This is a genomic window from Paenibacillus sp. FSL K6-1096, from assembly GCF_037977055.1.
Taxonomy (GTDB): domain Bacteria; phylum Bacillota; class Bacilli; order Paenibacillales; family Paenibacillaceae; genus Paenibacillus_AQ.
In genome coordinates this window covers 6,856,184-6,877,381 of sequence record NZ_CP150274.1, presented here as the reverse complement: position 1 = coordinate 6,877,381, position 21,198 = coordinate 6,856,184, and the positions used below count along the sequence as shown (strand labels likewise).

19 protein-coding genes are annotated in these 21,198 nt (G+C 54.5%); 2 read left to right on the top strand and 17 right to left on the bottom strand.

Translation table 11 applies throughout. The features are described from left to right. Positions 1–30: 30 nt before the first annotated feature. The gene (locus MHI24_RS30160) at positions 31–1,143 is read right to left on the bottom strand and encodes a metallophosphoesterase (RefSeq protein WP_340023236.1); all 1,113 of its coding nucleotides are present in this window, start codon (positions 1,141–1,143) and stop codon (positions 31–33) included. A gap of 94 nt (positions 1,144–1,237) precedes the next feature. On the opposite strand from MHI24_RS30160, the gene MHI24_RS30155 reads away from it, so the two are divergent. Beyond that, positions 1,238–2,470: an MFS transporter gene (locus tag MHI24_RS30155; protein ID WP_340023235.1), complete on the top strand. Its 1,233-nt coding sequence runs from the start codon at positions 1,238–1,240 to the stop codon at positions 2,468–2,470. 77 nt (positions 2,471–2,547) lie between these two features. Here the strand turns inward: MHI24_RS30155 and mnhG are convergent, their stop codons facing one another. The 9 genes from mnhG to MHI24_RS30110 form a co-directional block, all read right to left on the bottom strand. Continuing rightward, on the bottom strand, positions 2,548–2,931 hold the full coding sequence (mnhG, locus tag MHI24_RS30150) for a monovalent cation/H(+) antiporter subunit G (protein WP_340023234.1): 384 nt from the start codon (positions 2,929–2,931) through the stop codon (positions 2,548–2,550). Beyond that, a complete protein-coding gene (locus MHI24_RS30145) occupies positions 2,906–3,199 on the bottom strand; it encodes a Na(+)/H(+) antiporter subunit F1 (RefSeq protein WP_340023233.1) in 294 nt (97 codons plus the stop codon). Before MHI24_RS30145 ends, mnhG begins: the two co-directional genes overlap by 26 nt. Continuing rightward, entirely contained in the window at positions 3,196–3,675 is a 480-nt protein-coding gene (locus MHI24_RS30140; RefSeq protein ID WP_340023232.1) for a Na+/H+ antiporter subunit E, read from the bottom strand. The genes MHI24_RS30145 and MHI24_RS30140 overlap by 4 nt, the downstream gene beginning before the upstream one ends. Positions 3,676–3,681: 6 nt before the next feature. Next, the gene (locus tag MHI24_RS30135) at positions 3,682–5,160 is read right to left on the bottom strand and encodes a Na+/H+ antiporter subunit D (protein ID WP_340023231.1); all 1,479 of its coding nucleotides are present in this window, start codon (positions 5,158–5,160) and stop codon (positions 3,682–3,684) included. Further along, on the bottom strand, positions 5,153–5,491 hold the full coding sequence (locus MHI24_RS30130) for a Na(+)/H(+) antiporter subunit C (RefSeq protein ID WP_340023230.1): 339 nt from the start codon (positions 5,489–5,491) through the stop codon (positions 5,153–5,155). The genes MHI24_RS30135 and MHI24_RS30130 overlap by 8 nt, the downstream gene beginning before the upstream one ends. Further along, positions 5,491–8,355, bottom strand: a complete 2,865-nt coding sequence (locus tag MHI24_RS30125) for a Na+/H+ antiporter subunit A (protein ID WP_340023229.1) — start codon at positions 8,353–8,355, stop codon at positions 5,491–5,493. The genes MHI24_RS30130 and MHI24_RS30125 overlap by 1 nt, the downstream gene beginning before the upstream one ends. A 65-nt stretch (positions 8,356–8,420) precedes the next feature. Next, positions 8,421–9,029 carry a hypothetical protein gene (locus MHI24_RS30120; protein WP_340023228.1) on the bottom strand — a complete coding sequence of 203 codons (609 nt, stop codon included), beginning with the start codon at positions 9,027–9,029 and terminating at the stop codon, positions 8,421–8,423. A 171-nt stretch (positions 9,030–9,200) separates the two neighbouring features. Continuing rightward, positions 9,201–10,043 (bottom strand): hypothetical protein, encoded by an 843-nt coding sequence (locus MHI24_RS30115; RefSeq protein WP_340023227.1) that lies wholly within the window; start codon positions 10,041–10,043, stop codon positions 9,201–9,203. After that, on the bottom strand, positions 10,040–10,702 hold the full coding sequence (locus MHI24_RS30110) for a DUF2625 family protein (RefSeq protein ID WP_340023226.1): 663 nt from the start codon (positions 10,700–10,702) through the stop codon (positions 10,040–10,042). The genes MHI24_RS30115 and MHI24_RS30110 overlap by 4 nt, the downstream gene beginning before the upstream one ends. A gap of 268 nt (positions 10,703–10,970) precedes the next feature. Here MHI24_RS30110 and gdhA point away from each other — a divergent pair, with 268 nt between their 5' ends. Further along, entirely contained in the window at positions 10,971–12,353 is a 1,383-nt protein-coding gene (gene gdhA / locus MHI24_RS30105; RefSeq protein ID WP_340023225.1) for an NADP-specific glutamate dehydrogenase, read from the top strand. A 353-nt stretch (positions 12,354–12,706) separates the two neighbouring features. Here gdhA and MHI24_RS30100 read toward each other — a convergent pair whose 3' ends face one another. From MHI24_RS30100 to MHI24_RS30070, 7 genes are all read right to left on the bottom strand, one after another. Beyond that, positions 12,707–13,690, bottom strand: coding sequence for a diaminopimelate dehydrogenase (locus tag MHI24_RS30100; RefSeq protein ID WP_340023224.1), 984 nt, complete (start codon positions 13,688–13,690; stop codon positions 12,707–12,709). Positions 13,691–13,887: 197 nt separating this feature from the next. Further along, positions 13,888–15,864, bottom strand: a complete 1,977-nt coding sequence (locus tag MHI24_RS30095) for an AraC family transcriptional regulator (RefSeq protein ID WP_340023223.1) — start codon at positions 15,862–15,864, stop codon at positions 13,888–13,890. Between the two features lie 166 nt (positions 15,865–16,030). After that, positions 16,031–17,623 (bottom strand): ABC transporter substrate-binding protein, encoded by a 1,593-nt coding sequence (locus tag MHI24_RS30090; protein WP_340023222.1) that lies wholly within the window; start codon positions 17,621–17,623, stop codon positions 16,031–16,033. Between the two features lie 192 nt (positions 17,624–17,815). Continuing rightward, on the bottom strand, positions 17,816–18,718 hold the full coding sequence (locus MHI24_RS30085) for an Rpn family recombination-promoting nuclease/putative transposase (RefSeq protein WP_340023221.1): 903 nt from the start codon (positions 18,716–18,718) through the stop codon (positions 17,816–17,818). 206 nt (positions 18,719–18,924) lie between these two features. Continuing rightward, the gene (locus MHI24_RS30080; protein WP_340023220.1) at positions 18,925–19,224 is read right to left on the bottom strand and encodes an iron-sulfur cluster assembly accessory protein; all 300 of its coding nucleotides are present in this window, start codon (positions 19,222–19,224) and stop codon (positions 18,925–18,927) included. A gap of 82 nt (positions 19,225–19,306) precedes the next feature. After that, complete coding sequence (locus MHI24_RS30075; RefSeq protein WP_340023219.1) at positions 19,307–19,630, bottom strand: hypothetical protein; 324 nt, start codon at positions 19,628–19,630, stop codon at positions 19,307–19,309. A 103-nt stretch (positions 19,631–19,733) separates the two neighbouring features. Continuing rightward, positions 19,734–21,191, bottom strand: a complete 1,458-nt coding sequence (locus tag MHI24_RS30070; RefSeq protein WP_340023218.1) for a 6-phospho-beta-glucosidase — start codon at positions 21,189–21,191, stop codon at positions 19,734–19,736. Positions 21,192–21,198 lie beyond the last annotated feature (7 nt).

The following is a 21,198-nucleotide window of genomic DNA, read 5'->3' as shown; positions in this document are numbered from 1 at the left end:
ACTGACCCCTTATGGGGTCAGCCTTATAGCTTACATCTCTGCATTAGAAAACTCTACATGAATTGATACCACCTCTGACTGCGAACCGATACGGATCGGCGGTCCCCAGAAGCCATAGCCTGAAGAGACAATCGTATGGAGCCGGCCTTTCTGGAGGTAACCCCAATCATTCTCGAACACACGGGAAGTGATTAGATTCGCCGGGGCGATCTGCCCGCGATGGGTATGGCCGGAGACCATCAGGTCGATGCCCTGCTCCTCTGCGGTAGCGAACTCCACCGGCTGATGCTCCAGCATCATAACCGGCTTAGATTGATCTATGTCTCTGGTCAAATCAGCCAGCTTGGCCCGCTCCTTGTCGCTGTAATCCTTCCGCCCGATCAGCGTCAGCCAGCCGCCCACCTCAACGTTCCCATCGTAGAGCACCTGAATCCCGCTCTCCTCCAGCAGGCGGATAATCTCCTCCGTCCCGCCCTTGAAGCGGTCATGATTCCCCAAGGAAGCATACACACCTAGCGGAGCTTCAAGCTTCGCCAGCACAGTGCCGAGGCCCTTCTCTTTATAAGGTCTGACATCATCATCCACAATATCGCCCGGGAGCAGAATCAGATCGGGTTGCAGGGCATTGATCTCCTGTACCATCTGCTCTGCATGGCGTTTGCCGGATAAATAGCCGAAATGCATATCCGAAGCCATCACAATATGAAGCTTACCGCTTGCCGGGCCCGGCTTGTTGATCTGCACATCATAGGAACGCACCACCGGACTATAGGCATTGTAGCTGCCATATCCGATCAGTCCTATTAATATCACCAGCGTAAGGATACCCGACCACTTCTGGACGGCCCGGCGCGGCAGCCTGCTCAGCTTCGTAAGCCAGACGGCCAGATGCACCAGCGGCAGCAGCATGATTAATAGGCTGAACACAGCCAGCCAATAGCTGCCGATTACGCTTAGAACCGCCGAACCTGCCACCACTCTGGAGAGAATCAGCGAGCTGGCCAGGAAGACCAGGGCGATGATATAGAACAGGCGGAACCGGCCCGAGACGACCGGCTTGATCCAGCTCCAGCCGCTCCAGCCAATATAGAAGACGATTAATGCGTATACCGCAATAAATACCAGCCCAAGGATGATGAACATATTCTCAACTCCTAAATATATAGCTTGCTCTTGATTAAGTCCTGTTGCGTCCCATAGAATAGTAGAGTTAAATGACAACGCGGAGGATAACATCATGGCATACCGTTTTTTCCCAAGGCTGCAGGGGAACAGCCGGGGCTGCTTGGCCTTTGAACCCTTCTTTCTGATTCCCTTCAGTATGTTCTCAACTTATGCCACCCTGTACATGTACGAGCTCGGACTGAACGAGCTGAATATCGGCTGGATTACGACCATCGGGCTGGTTGTCCAGGTGTTCTCTTCGTTAATCAGCGGGTATCTGACTGACCGGATGGGACGCAAGCGGGCGATTCTGTACTTTGACCTGCTCAGCTGGAGCCTGGTTACACTGCTGTGGGCCTTCTCACAGAACCTGTGGTTCTTCGCAGCTGCTGCCGTAATCAATGGCTTCCAGCGTGTGCCGCATATCGCCTTCTACTGCCTCATTGTAGAGGATACCCGGCCCTCGGACCGCACCTATGTATTCACGCTGCTGCAGATTATCGGGGTCATCGGAGGCTTGTTTGCACCACTCGGAGGCCTGCTTGTCCATCAGTTCGGCCTGGTTCCGGGCATGAGAATCATGTATGTGCTGGCCTTCCTGTTCATGACCTTCCAATTCGTCGGCCGTCAGCTGACTACCCGGGAGACTGAAGCCGGCATCCGTAAACGCCAGGAGACCCGGGAGCTGGGCCTCAGAGAGAGCCTAGCGGAATATGGCGGGGCCTTCCGCGATCTGGGGGCGGAGCGCAGCCTGCTGCTAATCTTTGCCGTCTACATTCTGTTCAACTTCCAGGCCACACTCAAAAGCACGTATCTGTACCTGTATCTGGCAGATTATATTCATCTGGACAGTGGACTGCTCTCGTTGTTCCCGGCGGTCTCCTCGGTCATCATGCTGCTCACCTTGTGGCTGCTGATGCCGCGAATCCCGGATCAGAGCGCCAACCGGGCCATGATGGCCGGCCTCGGATTATCCGCCCTGTCGAACGCCATGCTGGTCGTCTACCCGTCCGCAAGCTACGTCTGGATTGGTCTTAGCACCATTCTGGCCGCCGTCGGATTGATGATCAGCTCCCCGTATCTGGAGGCTGCCGTGCAGAACGCCATTGAGGATGACAAACGGGCCAAGGTCTTCTCCATGCTGTCCGTGCTGATCCTGCTGTTCACCGCCCCTGCCGGCATCATCGGCGGCTGGGCGTATAAGCTGGACCCGCGCATTCCGCTCGTACTGGTAACCATAGCCTTCGGCGCGTCCTGCCTGCTGCTTCATATGTATCGTAAACGCACTGCACAACTGAACGGTTGAACCCGCCAGCAACAGTACAACAGGGATGTCCGCTGCACCTTGAAGCAGGTGCGGGACATCCCTGTGCTTGCCTGTTGTTATGACGATGAGGAATCGCTCTTGATCTCCTCCTTCTCCAGTGCGGCCTTCAGGTCGTCCTGGATACGGCGGTTCCAGAGCGGAACCCCGGTGCGGTAGGCCGCCCGGCCGGTCAGATGGGCGGAGAGCGGCGAGGTCATGAAGACGAAGACGATGCCAAGCAGCAGCTTCGCACTAATGAAGTCCAGGAAGAAGGCGAAGTAGAGAAAGGCTCCGCTGAGGATACAGAGTACGCCCAGCGTTGCGCTTTTGGCTGCGGCATGTGACCGTAAATAGACATCCGGCAGGCGGATCAGGCCGACCGAGCTGACGGCGCTGAGCAGAGCCCCGGTCAGAATAAGCAGCACGAACAGAAGTTCAACCGCGCTCTTGATCATCTCCATGTTCAAACACCACCCCCCGTTCAATATATCTGGCCAAGGCCATCGTTCCGATAAAAGAGAGAATTCCGATCAGCAGAATATATTCGATGAATGCCTGGGTCTTGAACAGAATTGAGAGCACCGCCACCATCGCCAGCAGGTTGATGCCGATCGTGTCAAGTGCTGCGACCCGGTCAGGCAGCGAGGGGCCTTTGACCAGACGCCAGGCGCAAATCGCAATCGAGAGCACCATAATCGAGAGGGATAGCATGAGGATAAAATGAATCATGAACGGCTCACCTCCAGTATCGCCCGCTCAAATTTATTGCGGATATTGGCATCGAACTGTTCCGCGTCCCGGATATCCATTGCATGAATGTATAAGGTCCGGTTATCTTTGGAGACCTCCAGCACCACGGAGCCCGGCGTCAGGCAGAGCAGGGTAATCAGCACAGCGACCTCCCAGTCCGATTCCAGCTCCGTATGGTACATCAGAATAGCCGGGCGGATGTTCAGGCTGGGCCGGAGCACCGCCTTCACCACCACATAGCTGGAGGCGACCAGCTCCCGCAGCAGCAGGGCGATCAGCTTCAGCACTGCCCATATTTTGGCTAAATATAGCCGTCCGTCGAAGAACCGCCGCATAATTACCAGCACCGCCACCCCCAGCGCATACCCGACGATGAAGCCGGAGGCCGTCCAGTCATTGTTCAGGAACATCCACAGGAAGGCGATCATGAGATTCAATAATATTTGAAAGGCCATCTTCATCTACTCCTTCATGACAGCGTTAATGTACGCAGCCGGATCAGCAAGCACCGCGCCGGCCTGTGACACATAGCCGTTCACCCACTCAGCGCCGATTCCCATCAGGATGACAAGCACGAACAGTACAGCGGCCGGGGCCATCATGGCTTTGTAATGCAGCGGACGAATCTCTTCCTCGTTCTTCTCGCCCCCCCAGAACGCCTGCTGAAACACCTTAATCAGCGAATACAAGACGACGAAGCTGGAGGCCAGCGCAATCAGTGAGAGTGCGGTATGCTGCTCCCCGAAGCCGCTGCGGACCATCATGACCTTCCCGGCGAAGCCGCTCAGCGGAGGAACACCCACCAGGGCCAGCGCAAGAACGAAGAACATCCAGCCCGTCCACGGATACCGGCGGATCAGTCCGCCCATCAGTCTGAGCTGCTCCGTCCCTGAAGCGGCAAGAATCAGCCCGCCCAGGAAGAACAGCAGTGCCTTGGCTACGATATCATGCATCAGATAGAAGACTACCCCGTTCAGGGAATCCTGGGTCGCTACAGAGATGCCGAAGGCAATGAAGCCTACGCTAATGACAATATTATAATTGAATATCCGGCTAAGATCATTATAGGCCAGCGCTCCGACAGCTCCCAGAATCATCGTGGCTCCGGCCATCCAGCCGATCAGCGAATGCGTAACGCCCAGATCATGGACAAAAATCAGCGAGAACGTGCGGATGATCGCGTACAGCCCCACCTTGGTCAGCAAAGCGCCGAACAAGGCTCTTACCGCCTGCGGCGGGGCACTGTACGAATCCGGCAGCCAGAAGAACAGCAGCAGACCCGCCTTCAGCGAGAAGACCAGCAGCAGCAGCACAGCAATCACATTCATGACACCGCCCTGTCCGGCCTCGGCAACCCGAACGGCCAGATGGGCCATATTCAGCGTACCTGTCGCTGCATAGAGATAAGCGATGGCTGCCACGAACAGACTGGAGGAGATCACATTAACAAGGATATACTTAAGTGTCTCGCGCAGCTGAACCCGGGTCCCGCCCAATACGATCATGGCATAGGAGGCAACCAGCAGCACCTCGAAGCAGACGAACAGGTTGAACAGATCTCCCGTCAGGAACGAGCCGTACACACCAGTCAGCAGGAAATGGAAGAACGTATAGTAGTAGAACCGTTCCCGCTCCTCCCCGATACTTGCGAAGGAGAAGAACAGACAAGCCGCCCCCACCACCGCAGCCGTCAGGACAAGCAGCGCCGCGAACATATCGGCAACGAAGACGATGCCGTAGGGCGGCAGCCACCCGCCCATATACAGCGTCTGAATTCCGTACGTATTGACCTGGTAGACAATCATTATAGCTATGGCTATATTAACGAACACACTGATTGCGCTGATGATCCGCTGGAGCTTGACATACTCCTTCAGGAAAATCAGAATGACGCCCGTAAAGGCCGGAATCAGCAAAGGCAGCACCAGCAGATTATTCATGGCCTTCCCCCCTTGCCCCTTCCACATCATCCGTCCCCGCCGAGCGGTATGCCCGGTAGGCCAGCACAATGAAGAACGCGGATACGCCGAAGCTGATTACAATAGACGTAAGGATAAGCGCCTGCGGCAGCGGATCGACATAGCTGTCCGCCTTCTCGCCAAGCAGCGGCGAAGCGCCCGTCTTCAGTCCCGCCATCGTCAGCAGCAGCAGATGAACGCCATGAGTGATTAACGTCGTCCCCAGAAGAATGCGGAGCAATCCCTTGGAGAGGACCAGATATACACCTACCGTGAACAAGACACCGATCGCCAGGGCAATTAGGATCTCCATCAGTTATCCCTCCCGATCGTAAAGATAATATTCATCGTGACGCCAATGACCGACAGGTAGACCCCAAGGTCGAACAGCATCGCGGTAGTCAGCTCCGTCTTGCCCATCACCGGCAGATCGAAGTAGCGGAAGGCCTGGGTCAGGAACGGAACATCGAATACGAAGGAACCGATCCCGGTGAGAAAAGCAAGCGCAATCCCCACCCCGATCAACTTGCGGTAATCCACCGGCAGCAACTTCTCCACGAATTCCGTCCCGAAGGCAATGGCAATAAGCACAAGCGCCGCTGCAGCCATCAAGGCTCCGATGAAGCCGCCGCCCGGCTGGTTATGACCGGCAAAGAACAGGTACAGCGAGAAGGTAATAATGATGACAAAGGCTACCTTGGCGACCGATTGCAGCAGCACATCGTTGCTGCGGGCATATCGCGGCAGGTTATTAGCCAACCCTTTTCGGGCTACAGCCGGCTTATGGTCCGTGTCAAGCTGCAGCTTGATCATGGAATATATGGCCAGCGAAGCGAGGCCCAGCACCGTAATTTCAAACATCGTATCGAACCCGCGGAAGTCAACGAGCAACACGTTAACGATATTTTTGCCGCCGCCGAGCTTGTAGCTGTTCTCTGTGTAGTAGCTGGAGATGGACTCAAACGGACTGCTGCCGAGCGCAGCGAGTGCGACCAGGGTCATCGTTACGCCGAAGCCCAGTGCAATGATCAGCTTAGGCAGCTTCCGCCGCAGCCGGACCTTCTCCCGCTTGAGCTGCGGCAGATGCCGGAAGCAGAGCAGGAACAGCGTGACCGAGACCACTTCCACAATCATCTGCGTCAGCGCCAGATCCGGGGCCCGGAAGAGGATAAAGAGCAGGGTCACCATATACCCTACCATCCCTGTCAGCAGAATCGCGGCCACTCTGGATTTCGCGAAGGGAATAGCCAGCGCTCCGGTCAATAGAACCAGCACAGCCACCACTTCAAAGAAGGTAACCGGCGCATACTGGCCCTGCCCGAAGGTAATGCCTTCGGAGACCAGCAAGGTTCCGCTGACTACCGCAATAATGATCGCGAAGATGTACATCAGATAATGGCGCATTGAGCCGGTCATATACCAGCCTGTCACCCAGCGGGATACCTGCTCCACGAGACGGATACTGCCGTCATAGACCTGGTTCAGCGTATAGCCGCTGCGCCATTCCTTATCAACGAGGCTGAGACGCCCATAAATTCGGTAGACGACAATCCCCAGAAGGACTACGCCCAGCGTCATCCAGAGCTCGGTGGTGAAGCCGTGCCAGAAATAAATATGCACATCAAAAGGTGATGCAGAGGCAAGCTGCGGGTGAATGGCATTCATGCCCGGCACAATCAGCGTATCGGCCAGGATATTCGGGAAAAAGCCGGTGACAATCGCCAGCAGCGCCAGGAGAACAGGAGGCAGCAGCAGGCCCAGCGGCGCCTCATGCGGCTGTTTGTCCAGCTTCTCCGGCTGGAACTTGCCAAAAAAGGTATGGAATACCATAATCATGCTGTATGCAAAGGTAAATATGCTTGCAATCCATGCCAGCACCGGGAACAGGGTGAAGAATGCTCCGGGGCTGAGGATATCCAGCTGTCTGATATTCAGCACAGCCGTGAAGAACATTTCCTTGCTCAGGAATCCGGCAAACGGCGGAAGACCCGCCATTGAGAAGCTGCCGATCAGCGCAATCGTGAAGGTTACCGGCATCAGCGATACCAGCCCCCCCAGCTTGCGCAGGTCGCGGGTATTCGTCTCATGGTCGACGATCCCGACCACCATGAAGAGCGAACCTTTGAATATGGCATGATTAAACAAATGAAAGAGCGCAGCCGTTGTTGCGGCGGTATAGAATACAGCCTGTTCCCCCGAGTAGAAGGAAGCGGCCGATCCCATGCCCAGCAGTCCCATAATCAGTCCGAGCTGACTGATGGTGGAATAAGCTAACAGAGCCTTCAGGTCCGTCTGCTTCATCGCCTGGATCGATCCATAGATCAAGGTGATCAGGCCGACGCCCGACACAATCCAAAACCACTCATGTTGCCCCGCAAACACCGGGCTGAAACGCGCCACCAGATAGAGACCCGCCTTCACCATGGTTGCCGAGTGCAGATACGCACTGACCGGAGTCGGCGCTTCCATTGCATCGGGCAGCCAGATATGGAACGGGAACTGGGCCGATTTGGTGAAGGCACCCAGCAGAATCAGCAGCATGGCCGGCAGGAACAGCGCGTGTCCGCTGATGCCGCCAACTTGGCTCCAGATCTCGCGGATACTGAAGGTACCCGTCATAACATACAGCATCAGGAAGCCTGCGAACATCGCCAGACCGCCGAAGACCGTAATCAGCATGGACTTCAGTGCGCCGTAGCGCGACTTCTGTCTCCGGTGCCAATAAGCGATCAGCAGGAAGGAGGATACACTTGTCATTTCCCAGAAGCCGTATAACACCATCAGATTATCAGACAGCACTACACCGAGCATGGCCCCCATGAACAATAGAAGATATACGTAGAACGGCGTTAGCTCTTCCTTGCGTTTGTCCAGATAGAAAATCGAATAGATGAAGACAAGCGTACCCATTCCTGTAATTAACAAGGCAAACAACAGACTTAATCCATCCAGATGGAAGACCAGATTAATGCCAAGGGAAGGTATCCACGACACAGTCTCATAGCCGGAATCGCCTCCCTTGATGACTGGAATCCGGGATAAGAAGTAGATGAATAGCGCCAGCGGCGCGGCTAATACCAGCCAGCCTCTATGGAGCCTGCGGAACCTGCCGCGCAGCAGTGCGATCATCAGAGCCAGGAGAAACGGAACCAGAACGGTGATATGCAGCAATGGCAAACCTCCTTTTCCAATCTATAGTGTGGTTGTGAAGACTGGTACTTACTTCCTTAAGGGAAAACCGCTTACAGCTTATCGGTTAATGTCCCTTCACAAATATGCAGATATCTGGCCTTGCCGTCTTGTTCAATCTTGAACAGGCCATTCTCAAATTCGGTATGAAGTTCATGAAAAAATTTGCCCTTGATGGCATCTGCACCCTCAGGCTCATCGCTGAGCTGGTACACACCATCGTTCTTCACCAGATAGGCAATTACGCCTTCTTCATGCGTCTCTTCCAGACCGGCGCGCATCCGCTGCACGGCCACCACATGCAGATCCATCATCTTCATCTTGCTGATCAGCTCATTGACGAAGTTGCGCTTGGTCAGCTCCTGCCACAGGGTCTGGGCAGACTGGCCGATGATGATCTGCGTCACCTCTTTCTCTTCGGCAGCTTCAACAATGACATCTGTCGTCTTGCGGCCCCGGCGCTTGCGTATCATGAACTCTGCCCCGGCTTCCTCTGCCAGTCGCTTCCAGACTGACATATACATTTCTTTGCTCTGATTATATTCATCACTGTCTGAAGTATCCACATTCAGAACATAGAGCGGTGCCCCGATCAGCTCGGACAACTGGACTCCACGCCGGATTAAACGCTCGCCATGCGGACCGTAATGAACACATACCATAATCTTTTCCTTATGAATGACTTTCGCCCTCCTGTTAACACGGGCCGAAAATACAAAAGGAGCCTAATGGCGTTAGGCCCCTTTCTGTTGTTTCAAACCCTGAAAGTTATACCTAAATTATATCTATTCCGATGCTGTTTGTAAAGTTTACGGACAAGCCCGCATTTGGTTTCAACCAGCGGCAGTGAATACCAGCACCCTTCCGTCTGTATTGAGAAGCTGGACGCCATTCGCCAGCTCTGCCAGCGGACGGTTCCAGTGCACATGCCCGCTGCAGACCAGAACTTCCGGCCCGGCCTCAAGCCGCTCACGGATGCCTGCATGTCCGGGTAAACCTGCGCCCGGCAGATCCGGGCTCTGATGCAGCAGCAGCAGATCGGGTCCGCACTTCAGCAAGCTGCCTAGTAATTCCAGATACTCTATCTCCGGCGTGCGGTTCGGCCGGTCCGCTCTCCCTGTGACACCTCCAAGCCCGGCTATAAGCAGACTCTCATGCTGCAGGACTGACGGTTCAGAGAACAAATGTGTTCCCGGTGTGGCGGCAAGCTCAGCTTCCCCGTGCGGAGTCAGAAGATCGTGGTTGCCGTTCACGCCCAGTACCTTTCCGAAGCTGCGGCGGAACGCCCGCCATACCTGCAGCGGATCGCCGCTTGAACCTCTTACAGCAGTATCTCCGTATAAATCACCGCATAAACAGACCAGCACCTTCTCCGGGCGGACACCCGGCAGATGTTGGATAAGCAGTTCCACCAGCGTCCCGGCAAGCTGCTCTCCCACCAAGACATCCCCATATTCCCCGCTTTCGGAAAGGGCAATTCCCTGAAGGTCAGAGGCGACAATCAGCGCATCCACGTCCTCCGGCAGTCCCAGCATCTCCCCCAAGTGTACCGGAAGCTCATCGTATATGATTCCCTGGCTGCCGGGCGCTGCACTGACAAAAGGAACTACCGCCAGCGGTTCCTCGGCAATCGTAACCACTCTAAGCCGTTCCCGACCTGCCTTGCGCCGCTTCATTCGGCACCTGCGCTTCTCGCGGCCTGCCACGCTTCCAGAATAGAGACCGGTGCTTTGCTGCTGCCCGAACCGCTGCCCTGCTCCGTCCAGAGCGGCGGATAATACCCGAAGACCTGATCCGGCGCAAGCTGCTGCACCTCCTCTTCCCAGCCCTCCCAGCGGAATGTCTCATAGAACAGATCCAGATCCCCTTCCGCCAGCCAGCCGATGAATCCGGAATAGGTCAATTCGGTCGTCTCCCATACTTGAGCATCCGGGGCATAATAATAGATCTGCCCGCTCTGTCCGAAGCGGCCTGTATCCAGACCGAAGAACCCGCCGGCCGCATCATAAGCTACGACCAGCAGCCCCGGCAGGGCAGCGAGCTCCTCAGAATCCGCGAGGCCGTTCCAGGAGGCCAGGCTGCCGCAGATTCCTGCCGCCCCGGCGCCGAGCAAGGTAATCCAGCCGTGCTCGAATACGATACCTCCGCTCTCATAGGCAATGGCGCCCAGATAGGATCTTGTGCTCACCTGCAGACGGACGAGCGTCTGTGCGGCGGCCTCCGGCTCAGCAGGCTCCAGCCGGTAGGTGCGCGGGCCCTGGCTAAGCAGTTCCCTGATCTCCTCCCACGCGTGGTTCTCCGTATCTACCAATTCTGCTACAGATAACAAGTGCATATTCTGACGCCTCTCTCTCTTATACTATATCTTATTGCCGCAATCTATAATTACCCCATAGAGGGGGAACTGCAATCCAAAATTGACCAGAGGTTTATTAACATTTTGCTGCATATAGCTGGCATGGTATGTAAGGTTCATAGAATTTCTTAATGGCCTTGCCAAAAATAATTGATTGGCAAATTCATGTCAGGTTTTATAGAATTCTTTTAAATTCTAAATAACACGGGATAGCCCGAAATACAACAGACAGGGAGTGCTTTCTAAAGTGTCCATCGTTCCTACAGCAACGTCAGAGGTTTCCAATGAGGCTGTGCAATATGTGCAGCAGATTTATGCGGAGGTCCAGAAACGCGACCCGCAGGAGCCTGAATTCCATCAGGCCGTCCAGGAGTTCCTTGAGAGTATCACCCCCGTTCTGACCCGTCATCCGAAATACATGGAGCAAGGAATTCTGGAGCGTCTGGTTGAGCCTGAGCGCAGCATTTCCTTCCGTATCCCCTGGGTGGACGATTCAGGCCGCACGCGGGTTAACCGCGGGTACCGCATCCAGTATAACAGTGCAATCGGACCCTACAAGGGCGGCTTGCGCTTCCATCCCTCCGTCTACCTCGGCATCGTAAAGTTTCTTGGCTTCGAGCAGATTTTCAAGAATGCGCTGACCGGACTGCCGATGGGCGGAGGCAAGGGAGGCAGCGATTTCGATCCCAAGGACAAGTCGGATCAGGAGATCATGCGCTTCACGCAGAGCTTCATGACCGAGCTGTACCGCCATATCGGACCGGATACAGATGTTCCGGCCGGCGACATCGGCGTCGGTGCGCGGGAGATCGGCTACATGTTCGGCCAGTACAAACGGATTCACGGCGGGCATACCGCCGGGGTTCTTACCGGCAAAGGGCTTCTGTACGGCGGCAGTCTGGCGCGCAAGGAAGCTACCGGCTATGGCTGTGTGTACTTCGTGCAGGAGATGCTGGCAGAACGCGGAGCCAGCTTCCAGGACCGCAAGGTGGTTGTCTCCGGCTCCGGGAATGTCTCCATTTATGCGATTGAGAAGGCGCAGCAGCTTGGCGCACTCGTCATCGCTTGTAGTGATTCAAACGGCTATATTCACGACCCGCAGGGCATCAACCTTGATACAGTCAAAAGACTGAAGGAAACCGAACGCCTTCGCATCAGCGAATACGTCAAAGAACATCCGCACGCTGAATATGTAGCAGGCTGTAGCGGAATCTGGAACATCCCGTGTGATATCGCCCTGCCTTGTGCCACTCAGAACGAGCTGGATAAGGCCGCTGCCGGGCAGCTGATTCTGAACGGAGTCCTGGCCATTGGCGAAGGGGCCAATATGCCGACCACCATCGACGCGGTGGAGCTGTTCCTTGAGAATCAGGTGCTCTTTGCACCGGCCAAGGCCGCCAATGCAGGCGGCGTAGCAGTGTCGGGACTGGAAATGAGCCAGAACAGCATGCGGCTGTCGTGGACCTTTGAAGAGGTCGATGAGAAGCTGCAAGGCATTATGAAGAACATCTACCGCAGAACCGTACAGGCGGCAGAGGAATACGGCGTCGCCGGCAACCTGGTCGCCGGAGCCAACATTGCCGGCTTCCTGAGAGTCGCAGATACGATGATCGCCCAGGGTGTAGTATAACATTGATTTCACAAAGAGGTGTCCCCGAAGCCAGTACGGCCGGGGGACACCTCTTATTTCGTTGTTGAAGCGCTATAGCCGCGTTATTTACGTCTGTTTGTGGTTAGACAGGCTGCACCCGGGGGGAAGGTTGGACACTCGCTCATTTAGCTCACATCCGCCGGATTCTGGTGCACTAATGCTCCTCATTCGCTCCTTTAGCCCACTTCTCCTGGATTCAGGTGCATTAATGCTCCTCAGCCACCTTATTCAGTTGCGCCACTAAAGGGATTGATCCCTTTGATCTCCCTTCAGCCAGCCGTCCGCGACAGCACAAAGGGCAGCCCATATCAGGCTGCCCCTGCTTCAAGTTCCTACAGCAGTTCGCGCCGCAGGTCCTCTGCTGATCTCGGCGACAGGTGGCCGAGCGGAATATCGAACACTGTCTTCGCCCCGGTGTGACCTTCACGCTTCAGGCGGACGGCTGCACGGGCGTAAGCGGCCAGCACACTGGCGGTGAACTCCGGATTGCTGTCCAGCTTCAGCCCGAATTCAGCAATCTGCTTGCTGCCGCTGCCGGTAACTCCGCTGCGGATGACGAAGCCGCCATGCGGCATCCCGGAATGCTTCTCAGCCAGCTCTTCGGCCGATACGAAGTTAACGGTCGTATCATAATCGGCGAAGTAATTCGGCATCTCCACAATGCTGCGGGTGATCGCCTCGCGGTCAGCGCCTTCTTCCGCCACTACATAGCATTCGCGGCGGTGCTTCTCGCGGGTGGACAGCTGCGGCGTCTCGCCTGCACGGATGCTGTCAATGACCTCCTGGACAGGGATCGTATATTGCACGCCCGCCTTCACGCCGGGAACACGGCGGATCGCATCGGAATGTCCCTGGCTGACTCCCTTGCCCCAGAAGGTGTAGTCCTCGCCCACTGGCAGGATGGACTGCATGAGCAGACGGTTCATCGAGAACATTCCCGGGTCCCAGCCCGTGGAGATGACGCTGACTGAGCCGCCTTCTTGTGCGGACTTGTCCACGGATGCGAAGAATTCCGGGATTTTGGCATGGGTGTCGAAGCTGTCCACGGTATTGAACCACCGGGCCAGCTGCGGGGTTTGCTCAGGCAGGTCCGTTGCAGAGCCGCCGCACAGAATCATTACATCAATTTTGCCTATATACTGTTCAGCTGCGGAGATATGCTCTGTTACTGTGCCTGTAATCTCAGCGAGCTGCTGCGGCTCTCTGCGGGTGAAGATAGCGACCAGCTCCATGTCAGGATTCTGCGCAATCGCCTGCTGTACCCCTTTACCCAAATTTCCGTAACCGACAATACCTACTCTAATTCGTGAAGTCATATTTACTGTAATCCTCCCTTGCCGGGTAACCCCGAGATGATGAATCCTTCAAAAGTTAAGTATATATACATCACACCAAATGTAAACAATTAAGTTGCCAAGCCACGGCCGAACAGCGAAGAAGACCGGTCTTCTCAGCCTGAGAGTACCAGTCTTCCGTACATCTAAGAATAAATTTTCCGACAGGTCCCCCCGACTTATTGCGCTGTACCTAGCAGGCTTTTCGTGATGAAATCCAGCTGTGCCTCCAGCGAAATCGGATCGTTATAGAAGGAGCCCTTCTCATCAATGAAATAGACCTGATGGTTCTTCACCGCGGGCAGAGACTTCCACACCTCGCTGTCATAAACGACATTCGCATCCCCGTCATCCCAGCCCCAATTACTGGTGAAAATATAATCTCCGGCATACTCCGGCAGCAGCTCCAGCGACAGGTCCCCGCCGAAGCCCTCCCCGTCAATCAGGGTGGTGCGGATAATCTCCGGTGCTTTCAGGCCAAGGTCTCTATACAGAATCTCGCCGCCTCTTCCGCCCTTGTCGCCCCAGGCATAGATGCCCTTCGCATACGGCTGTAGGATCGACACAGTCTTATCGCCAACCACTTCAGTGATTTTCGGCTTCACTTCGGCGATCTTCGCATTCCACGAATCTATCCATTGCTGCGCCTCAGCCTCTTTGCCGGTGATTTTGCCGAATTCCAGCAGCAGATCCTGTGGTGTTCCCCCGCCGTACTTCAGTCTGACTACCGGGGCGATCTTCGTGAGCTGCTCGTACTGAGCGTCTTCCATATAGTCGAACATAAGAATCAGATCTGGGTCCAGCTTCAGGATCGCTTCCGCGTTCGGTTCCTTGCCTATATTCACGATATGGTCGAGCCGGCCTTCATGGAACGGATTCTTCAGTGAATCATCAGCGGCGGCAACCGGCTTCACACCGAGCACCAGTAAATTGCCGATGGCACTGCCGGTCAGATCGATGATCCGCTGCGGATTGGCCGGAATGGTGACCTCTCCTTTGCTGTCCCTGTAGATTTTGGTCGTTGCCGCTGACTGGTCTGCCGCAGTCTCAGAGACCGCTGCTTTCGCCGGCTGTGCCGCAGGGCTTGCCGCTGCATTCCCGTTCGCCGGAGCCTGGGCCCCCGAACAAGCGCTCAACAACAAAGTGATACACAAGAATAAGGCCGCGGTGGCCACAGATGCTGCCCTGGTTCTTTTAAACACAGGTAATCCCCCTTTAAGATACGAATGATAATGATTCTCATCTCTTGGGTTACTATAGCATCCGGGTGAATGGCCTACAAGGGCAGTTCTCGGATAAGCAGCAGGCAATTCTCGTATACCGCCCTCTGTCCTGAATTTCACTTTGAACTGTGACGGGGACGAGCCATAATGCTTTTTGAAATTCCGGCTCAAGGTGTGGGCATCCGGGTAACCTGTCCGCTCCGCAATCTCCTGCAGGCTAAGCTCCGTGTGCAGCAAGTCTTGTGCCGCCTTGTCCATGCGGATGCGGGTCAGCATACGGATGGGACCGGCCTGCAGCCGGCTTTTGAACAGCTTGCTTAAGAAGCTTACACTGCAATCAAAGCGCTCTGCCAGAACATCCAGCGTAAGCTGTTCACTGTAATGCTCCTGCATATACCTTAGCACCTGGGCCAGCAGATCCGGCCGAACCGGTTGAATTCCCTGCTCCTTCATCTGCCATAACAGCTCATGAACGAATTGCAGGAACAGCGACCTTACATAGATATGCTGCAGCGGATCGGCAGTGAGCCACCCGGAATGCATCTGTTCAAGCCGGGTCAGCAGCGCCACCGGGTAGGACGGGCCGAAGGTGTATTGAAGCCGGGTGGGGTTCTCCCGGTCCAACTGCATTACACGGCTGGACGGAGGCAGCATCAGCACGGCTTTATAGAGCACAAGGAAGTATTCAAAAGCCTCCTCCGCCCGCACGGCAAGTACAGCTCCCCGCCCCCCATGCGCCAGCTGATTGCGTCCCAGGGTGACCCTCAGCTCGTCCAGCTCTACCACCGCCTGTCCCTGAACAGCATACAGAAAGGCACTGGACGGCAGCCTGTAATGCGCGATCTCAAAGCCGGCCTCCAGCCTCCCGCTGCGGGTATCCATGATTTTGACCGATGCATGACTCCACCACTTCATATGATCGTTCAGATTCATCTCAGCTCTCCATTTATGTTCAATTCCGCTTAGTTCTAATCCGGTTAACCCTATTATAATTGATAACCGTTCTCAATAATAGCCCGATTCAGCGACTCCCGCCCTGCATAACATATCAAGGCCCGCGTCCATTCGACGCGGGCCTTGATGTCTGTCAACCTGTATACTATTGGCCTGACTTCGCCAGGAATTCATCAATCTGCCGCTGCACCTCTGCGATGATCTTATCGATACCGGCAGCCTTAACCTGCTGCTGGAGCTTGGCCAGCCCGGCATCTACATCCTTCACGGTTCCGTATTCCAGCGGAATGCCGTATTGCAGCATGACATTTCCGACGTTGGCTACTTCGGTCTTCACCTTGCTGTTATCGAAGACGAAGGTCTCCAGCGGGTAATGATACACCTCGCCCTCCCATTTGTCGGTCAGAGTGGTCGCTTCCGCCGGGAAGGAGGCATTATCCCGGTTCAGCGGCGAGTTGAAGCCCCAGTTGGAGAAGCCGGTGTAGTTGGCATTCTTCTCGGCGTTAGTGAATTTGTCGTCTCCGACCGGATTATAATGCACTGCCGTAATGCCGTTCATCATCAGATCATGCAGCTCTTTATCATTCTGCAGCAGATCGATGGCCATCAGCGCACGTTCCGGGTGCTTGGAGGTGGAATGAATCGCTACACCGTTCTGTGTAGAGACGGCAACCGATTTTTTCTTACCCTGGTTAATATCAGCAAGAGCCAGCTCATACGGTGAGTTCTTCTCACGCATATCGGTAATTAGGGCGCCAAGCGTACCCAGATTGTGGGTGATAGAGGCTGCCTTGCCTGCCTTGAACTCCTGCTGATGGTCCAGTTTACTGTTCAGTGCGCTCTTCGACCAGGCGTTGTGGTCCGCCAGATCTTTATAATAGTAGACAAGCTCCTTGAATTCAGGAGTTTCATATAAGTTGAACACCTTGCCCGTCGGATCGTCCAGCTTGAAGCCCATCGGCAGATCCAGGTCGAACAGGTTCCATTCGGTCTGCTGCTTCAGCAGGATGCGGTCCAGGTTATGCAGCTTCCAGTCCCCGGTCTCCGGCACGAATGGCGTGATCCCTTTCTCCTTCTCGGCAATGGTCTTGAGGTAGTTGGCATAGGATTCCGGGCTGTTGATCTCCGGCAGATTGTATTTCTTGCGCAGGTCCTCGCGGTACAGAATCAGCTTCTCGACGGTCTCCCCGCGGTTCTGGGGCACCATATAGAGCTTGCCGTTAACCTTCGCCTGGCCCCAGCCTACTTCCGGCATCGCTTTCCAGGTCATCGGTGTGTATTTCTGAAGCATCTCATCGGTCAGCTCAAGGAAGCCGCCCTTCAGCGCCTGATCGTTATAGCCGGCCCAGTTAGCCGCATAGATCATATCGAAATTCTCGTTGGCCGCCAGCTTAAGCGGATATTTCTGCGCCCAGTCCGACCAGTCCAGGAACTCGGCTTCGAGCGTTGCGTTGATTTTCTCCTTCAGCTTCTTGTTAATCTCTCCGAATACCTGGTCATAATCGACCGGCTTCGGGCCTACGAAGATCATCTTCAGGGAAACTGGCTGGGATGTATCCACAGTGCCGGAATCTGCGGCCGGCTGATTGGTTCTGGATGCTTCCGTTGCCGCGGATGAGGCCTTCGGCTCCGATGCGTTTCCACCGGCATTGCCGTTACCGCCTCCGCAAGCGCTAAGCAGAGAGATCAACAGGATACTGGACATCAGTGTCATTGCTTTTTTCTTATTCACTAGCATTTCCCCCCAGCTATATGTGTGTAATCGCTTACAAGAACAGTATAATCAAAAATCCCGCTCCGGCTAATGCAGCCAATCAACGATAATACATACTTTTGCAACGACTTTGAGTGCGGTAATACATAATCTTCCTGTGCTAGCCGCTCATTAAAAAAGACCCAAGGCAACCTCCGCCCGGGTCTGTATTCACATTCACATCAGCTTCTTAATCTCATCCAGCGGCAGTTCCACGGCTTTGGATACCGCCTCGGGAGAAAATCCGTGGAGCAGCAGTTTGCGGATAATCTCCGCCTGGCCTTCTTCTTTGCCTTTCTCAATACCTTCCGCAATCCCCTCTTCATACCCCCAGCGCTTCCAAGCTGGCATCAATTCCATAATAGCTTCCTCCTCCTCCGGATAGTGATCGATTAATTCTTTTAGAATCTCTTCGTCCTGTGCCCGGTCCGGCTTGAAGTACAGGTCCGCTACTGACATAATCAATGCCAATCTGCCCTGATCCAGCCGTGCCCTCAGCTTCATGAACATCCGCAGGAATTCCCGGCGCACCTCTCTCGCTTCTCTTGTAGTATACCCCATCTTCGCCAATAACGCAGCAGCCACCGCATTATCCGAATCGATGAACCGCCGCCAGTTCTGCTTGCGCAGCTCCACCTTAAGAAACTGGAAGCGCAGAATGTTGTGTTCCGGGATGGACATCTCCAGCGTGTCCTGTTCCTCCCTTACCTCATCCGAGGTAAAAATCGCAATCGGGATAATCAGCTTATGATCTTTGCGGTAGCGCTCGAACAGACGGCTGAAGTAGATAAACATTCTTTCGCGAAATTCATGATCCTTGTACGATTGCGGCTCCAGGTGAATCAGAATATAGCCGTCCAGCCCTTTGTAGCGGGTTTCCAGCAGCAGATCCAGCTCACGCGCCTCTTCGCCGACAATGTCCACCAGCAATTCCTGCATCAGAAACCGGGTCTCACTATAATCCAGCATAGCATCCAGCTCAGGAAAGAACAGCTCAATGAATTCCTGAAAAAATGTCTCCAGCAGCTTCTTAAAAGCTTCATCATGCGGTATAGAAATCTCTGTCGCCTCCCAGGTCAAGTATAGAATGCATGCATGTAATTATATTCCATTAAACTGGGATTACATATGATAAAAGGAACATACATTCGCATATAAATATGCTATCCCGCTTCAAATCCACTCCCTAAAATCAAACAACAAAAAACGACACCATCCCAATCAGCCTCCCTTGGCTGATCAGACAGTGCCGTCCTTCGGCAACTCATATCATACTTATCTGCTGCTTATTTCTCCAGGAATCCGGTAGACGGGTTCGTGATGAAGAAGCCTTCCTGCGGCACATAGAAATACTGAATCCATACGCCGTCCAGCAGCGGCTCGCGCGTATCGAGCAGAACCTCGATATCCTTATCGGTAGCGACCACTTCATCGTGCTCTGTCGGTGTGTCGAGAGCGACATCATAGTGTCCGTGGTCTCCGTGATTCTGGGTGATGACAACGCGGATCTTCTTGCCTTCCGCCTCCGGGCTATTCAGCATCTCTTTCAATACCTTGGCGGCATTACGGTTAATTTTCACTTTCATCCTATAGCGACCTCAATTCTTCATAATATGCAATAAGACATTCATTATAACATATTATAAGGTGCTATAGATAATTAAGCGGTTATTGCGCCTGTTGGCCCGACAGGGAGGCTAATACTTCATTTGTGATATCTTTGCCTCCTCTGAAGTTAGTGATAAGTCCGCCGATGGAATAGATCGGTCCCCAGGGAATTCCCCACCAGCCCAGCAGCAGCGTAAGCAAGGTGTATTTCAGCCCTTTTTTCACGGAACCCTCACCGGCCCGGATAAAATAAATGTTGGAGCTTCGTCTGAAGGTTACCAGAATAATAGAGAAGCAGTAGGTGTAAATGACGAATTTGCCGCCTTGCTGGATCTGGCTCATGATGTTTCCGCCGTCCATGTTCTCGATCCCTTTGATGATCATAGGAATTCCCCTTTAACGGTTTTTTATAATCCTTTTACCGCCAGAGGTTCCGAATTGAACCAGCACTCACCATTTAAAAATAGAGCCGACGCCACTCCCTTAATTAATCCAGCAAAGTCCCGTTGCTGCCGATCACCCGCTGATACCAGTAAAAGCTGTCCTTCCGCGATCGGTCCAGCGTCCCCTTGCCTTCATTGTCCTTATCCACGTAAATGAAGCCGTAGCGCTTCTTCATCTCCCCGGTTCCGGCACTGACCAGATCGATACAGCCCCACGGGGTGTAGCCGATCAGGTCCACGCCGTCCTCCAGCGCCTCGCCCATGGCCCGGATGTGCTCCCGCAGATAATCGATCCGGTAGCTGTCTTTGACCGAACCATCGGCCTCCACCGTATCCACTGCGCCCAGTCCATTCTCTACAACCATCACCGGGATGCCGTAACGGTTGTAGATGTTATTCAGCGACCACCGCAGGCCCTGCGGGTCAATCTGCCATTCCCAGGCGCTGGCCTGCAGATAGGGGTTCTTCAGGCCCAGCGACATGTTGCCGCCGATCTTCTCCTGGTCCGGGCTGGCACTCACGCAGGTGGAGGAATAGTAACTGCAGGTGTAGAAGTCCACACAGCCTTCCTTAAGAATCTGCGCGTCACCTTCCTCCATCTGCAGCTCAATCCGGTTCTCCCTGAAGTATCTGTAGGCGAAGCCCGGATAAGCCCCGCGGACCTGAACATCCGAGCAGAGGAAATTGCTGAGATTATCCTTCTGCTGGGCCAACAGCACATCCTCGGGATTGCAGGTCAGCGGATAAGAGCACATGTAGGCAATCATGCAGCCGATCTTGAAATCCGGGTTGATCTCATGCCCCAGCTTCACGGCTCTCGCACTGGCAACGAACTGGTGGTGCAGCGCCTGATATCTTAACTGCTCATTGTCAACCATCCCTGATCCAGTCAGCTCCGTATTGCCCTGCGGCATCATTGCTCCGGCCATGAAGGTTCCAAACGGCATGGTCAGGATATTAATCTCATTGAAGGTCAGCCAGTACTTCACGGTATCTTTATAGCGGTTGAAAAGGACCTCACAATACCGCACATAAAAGTCTATCGTTCTGCGGTCCGCCCATCCGTTGTAGGCTTCAGCCAGATGGTAAGGGGCTTCATAATGGGAGATCGTCACCAGCGGCTCAATGCCGTGCTTGCGCAGCTCGGCGAAGACGCGGTCATAGAACTTCAGCCCCTCTTCGTTCGGCTCCGCATCATCCCCGTTCGGAAAAATCCGGGACCAGGCGACCGACATACGGAACACCTTGAAGCCCATTTCGGCAAACAGCGCGATATCCTCTTCATACCGGTGATAAAAGTCTATCGCTTCATGGCTTGGATAATGCGCCCCGGCTTCAAGCACCGGCGTGATTCGGCGTGATACGGTATGGGTTCCGGCGGTCATCATATCCGCTGTGCTTAGTCCTTTGCCGCCCGCATTGTAGCCCCCTTCCAGCTGATTGGCCGCTGTCGCGCCGCCCCACAGGAAGCCCTCTGGAAATGTTCTAAATTTCTCGTTCATACTTATT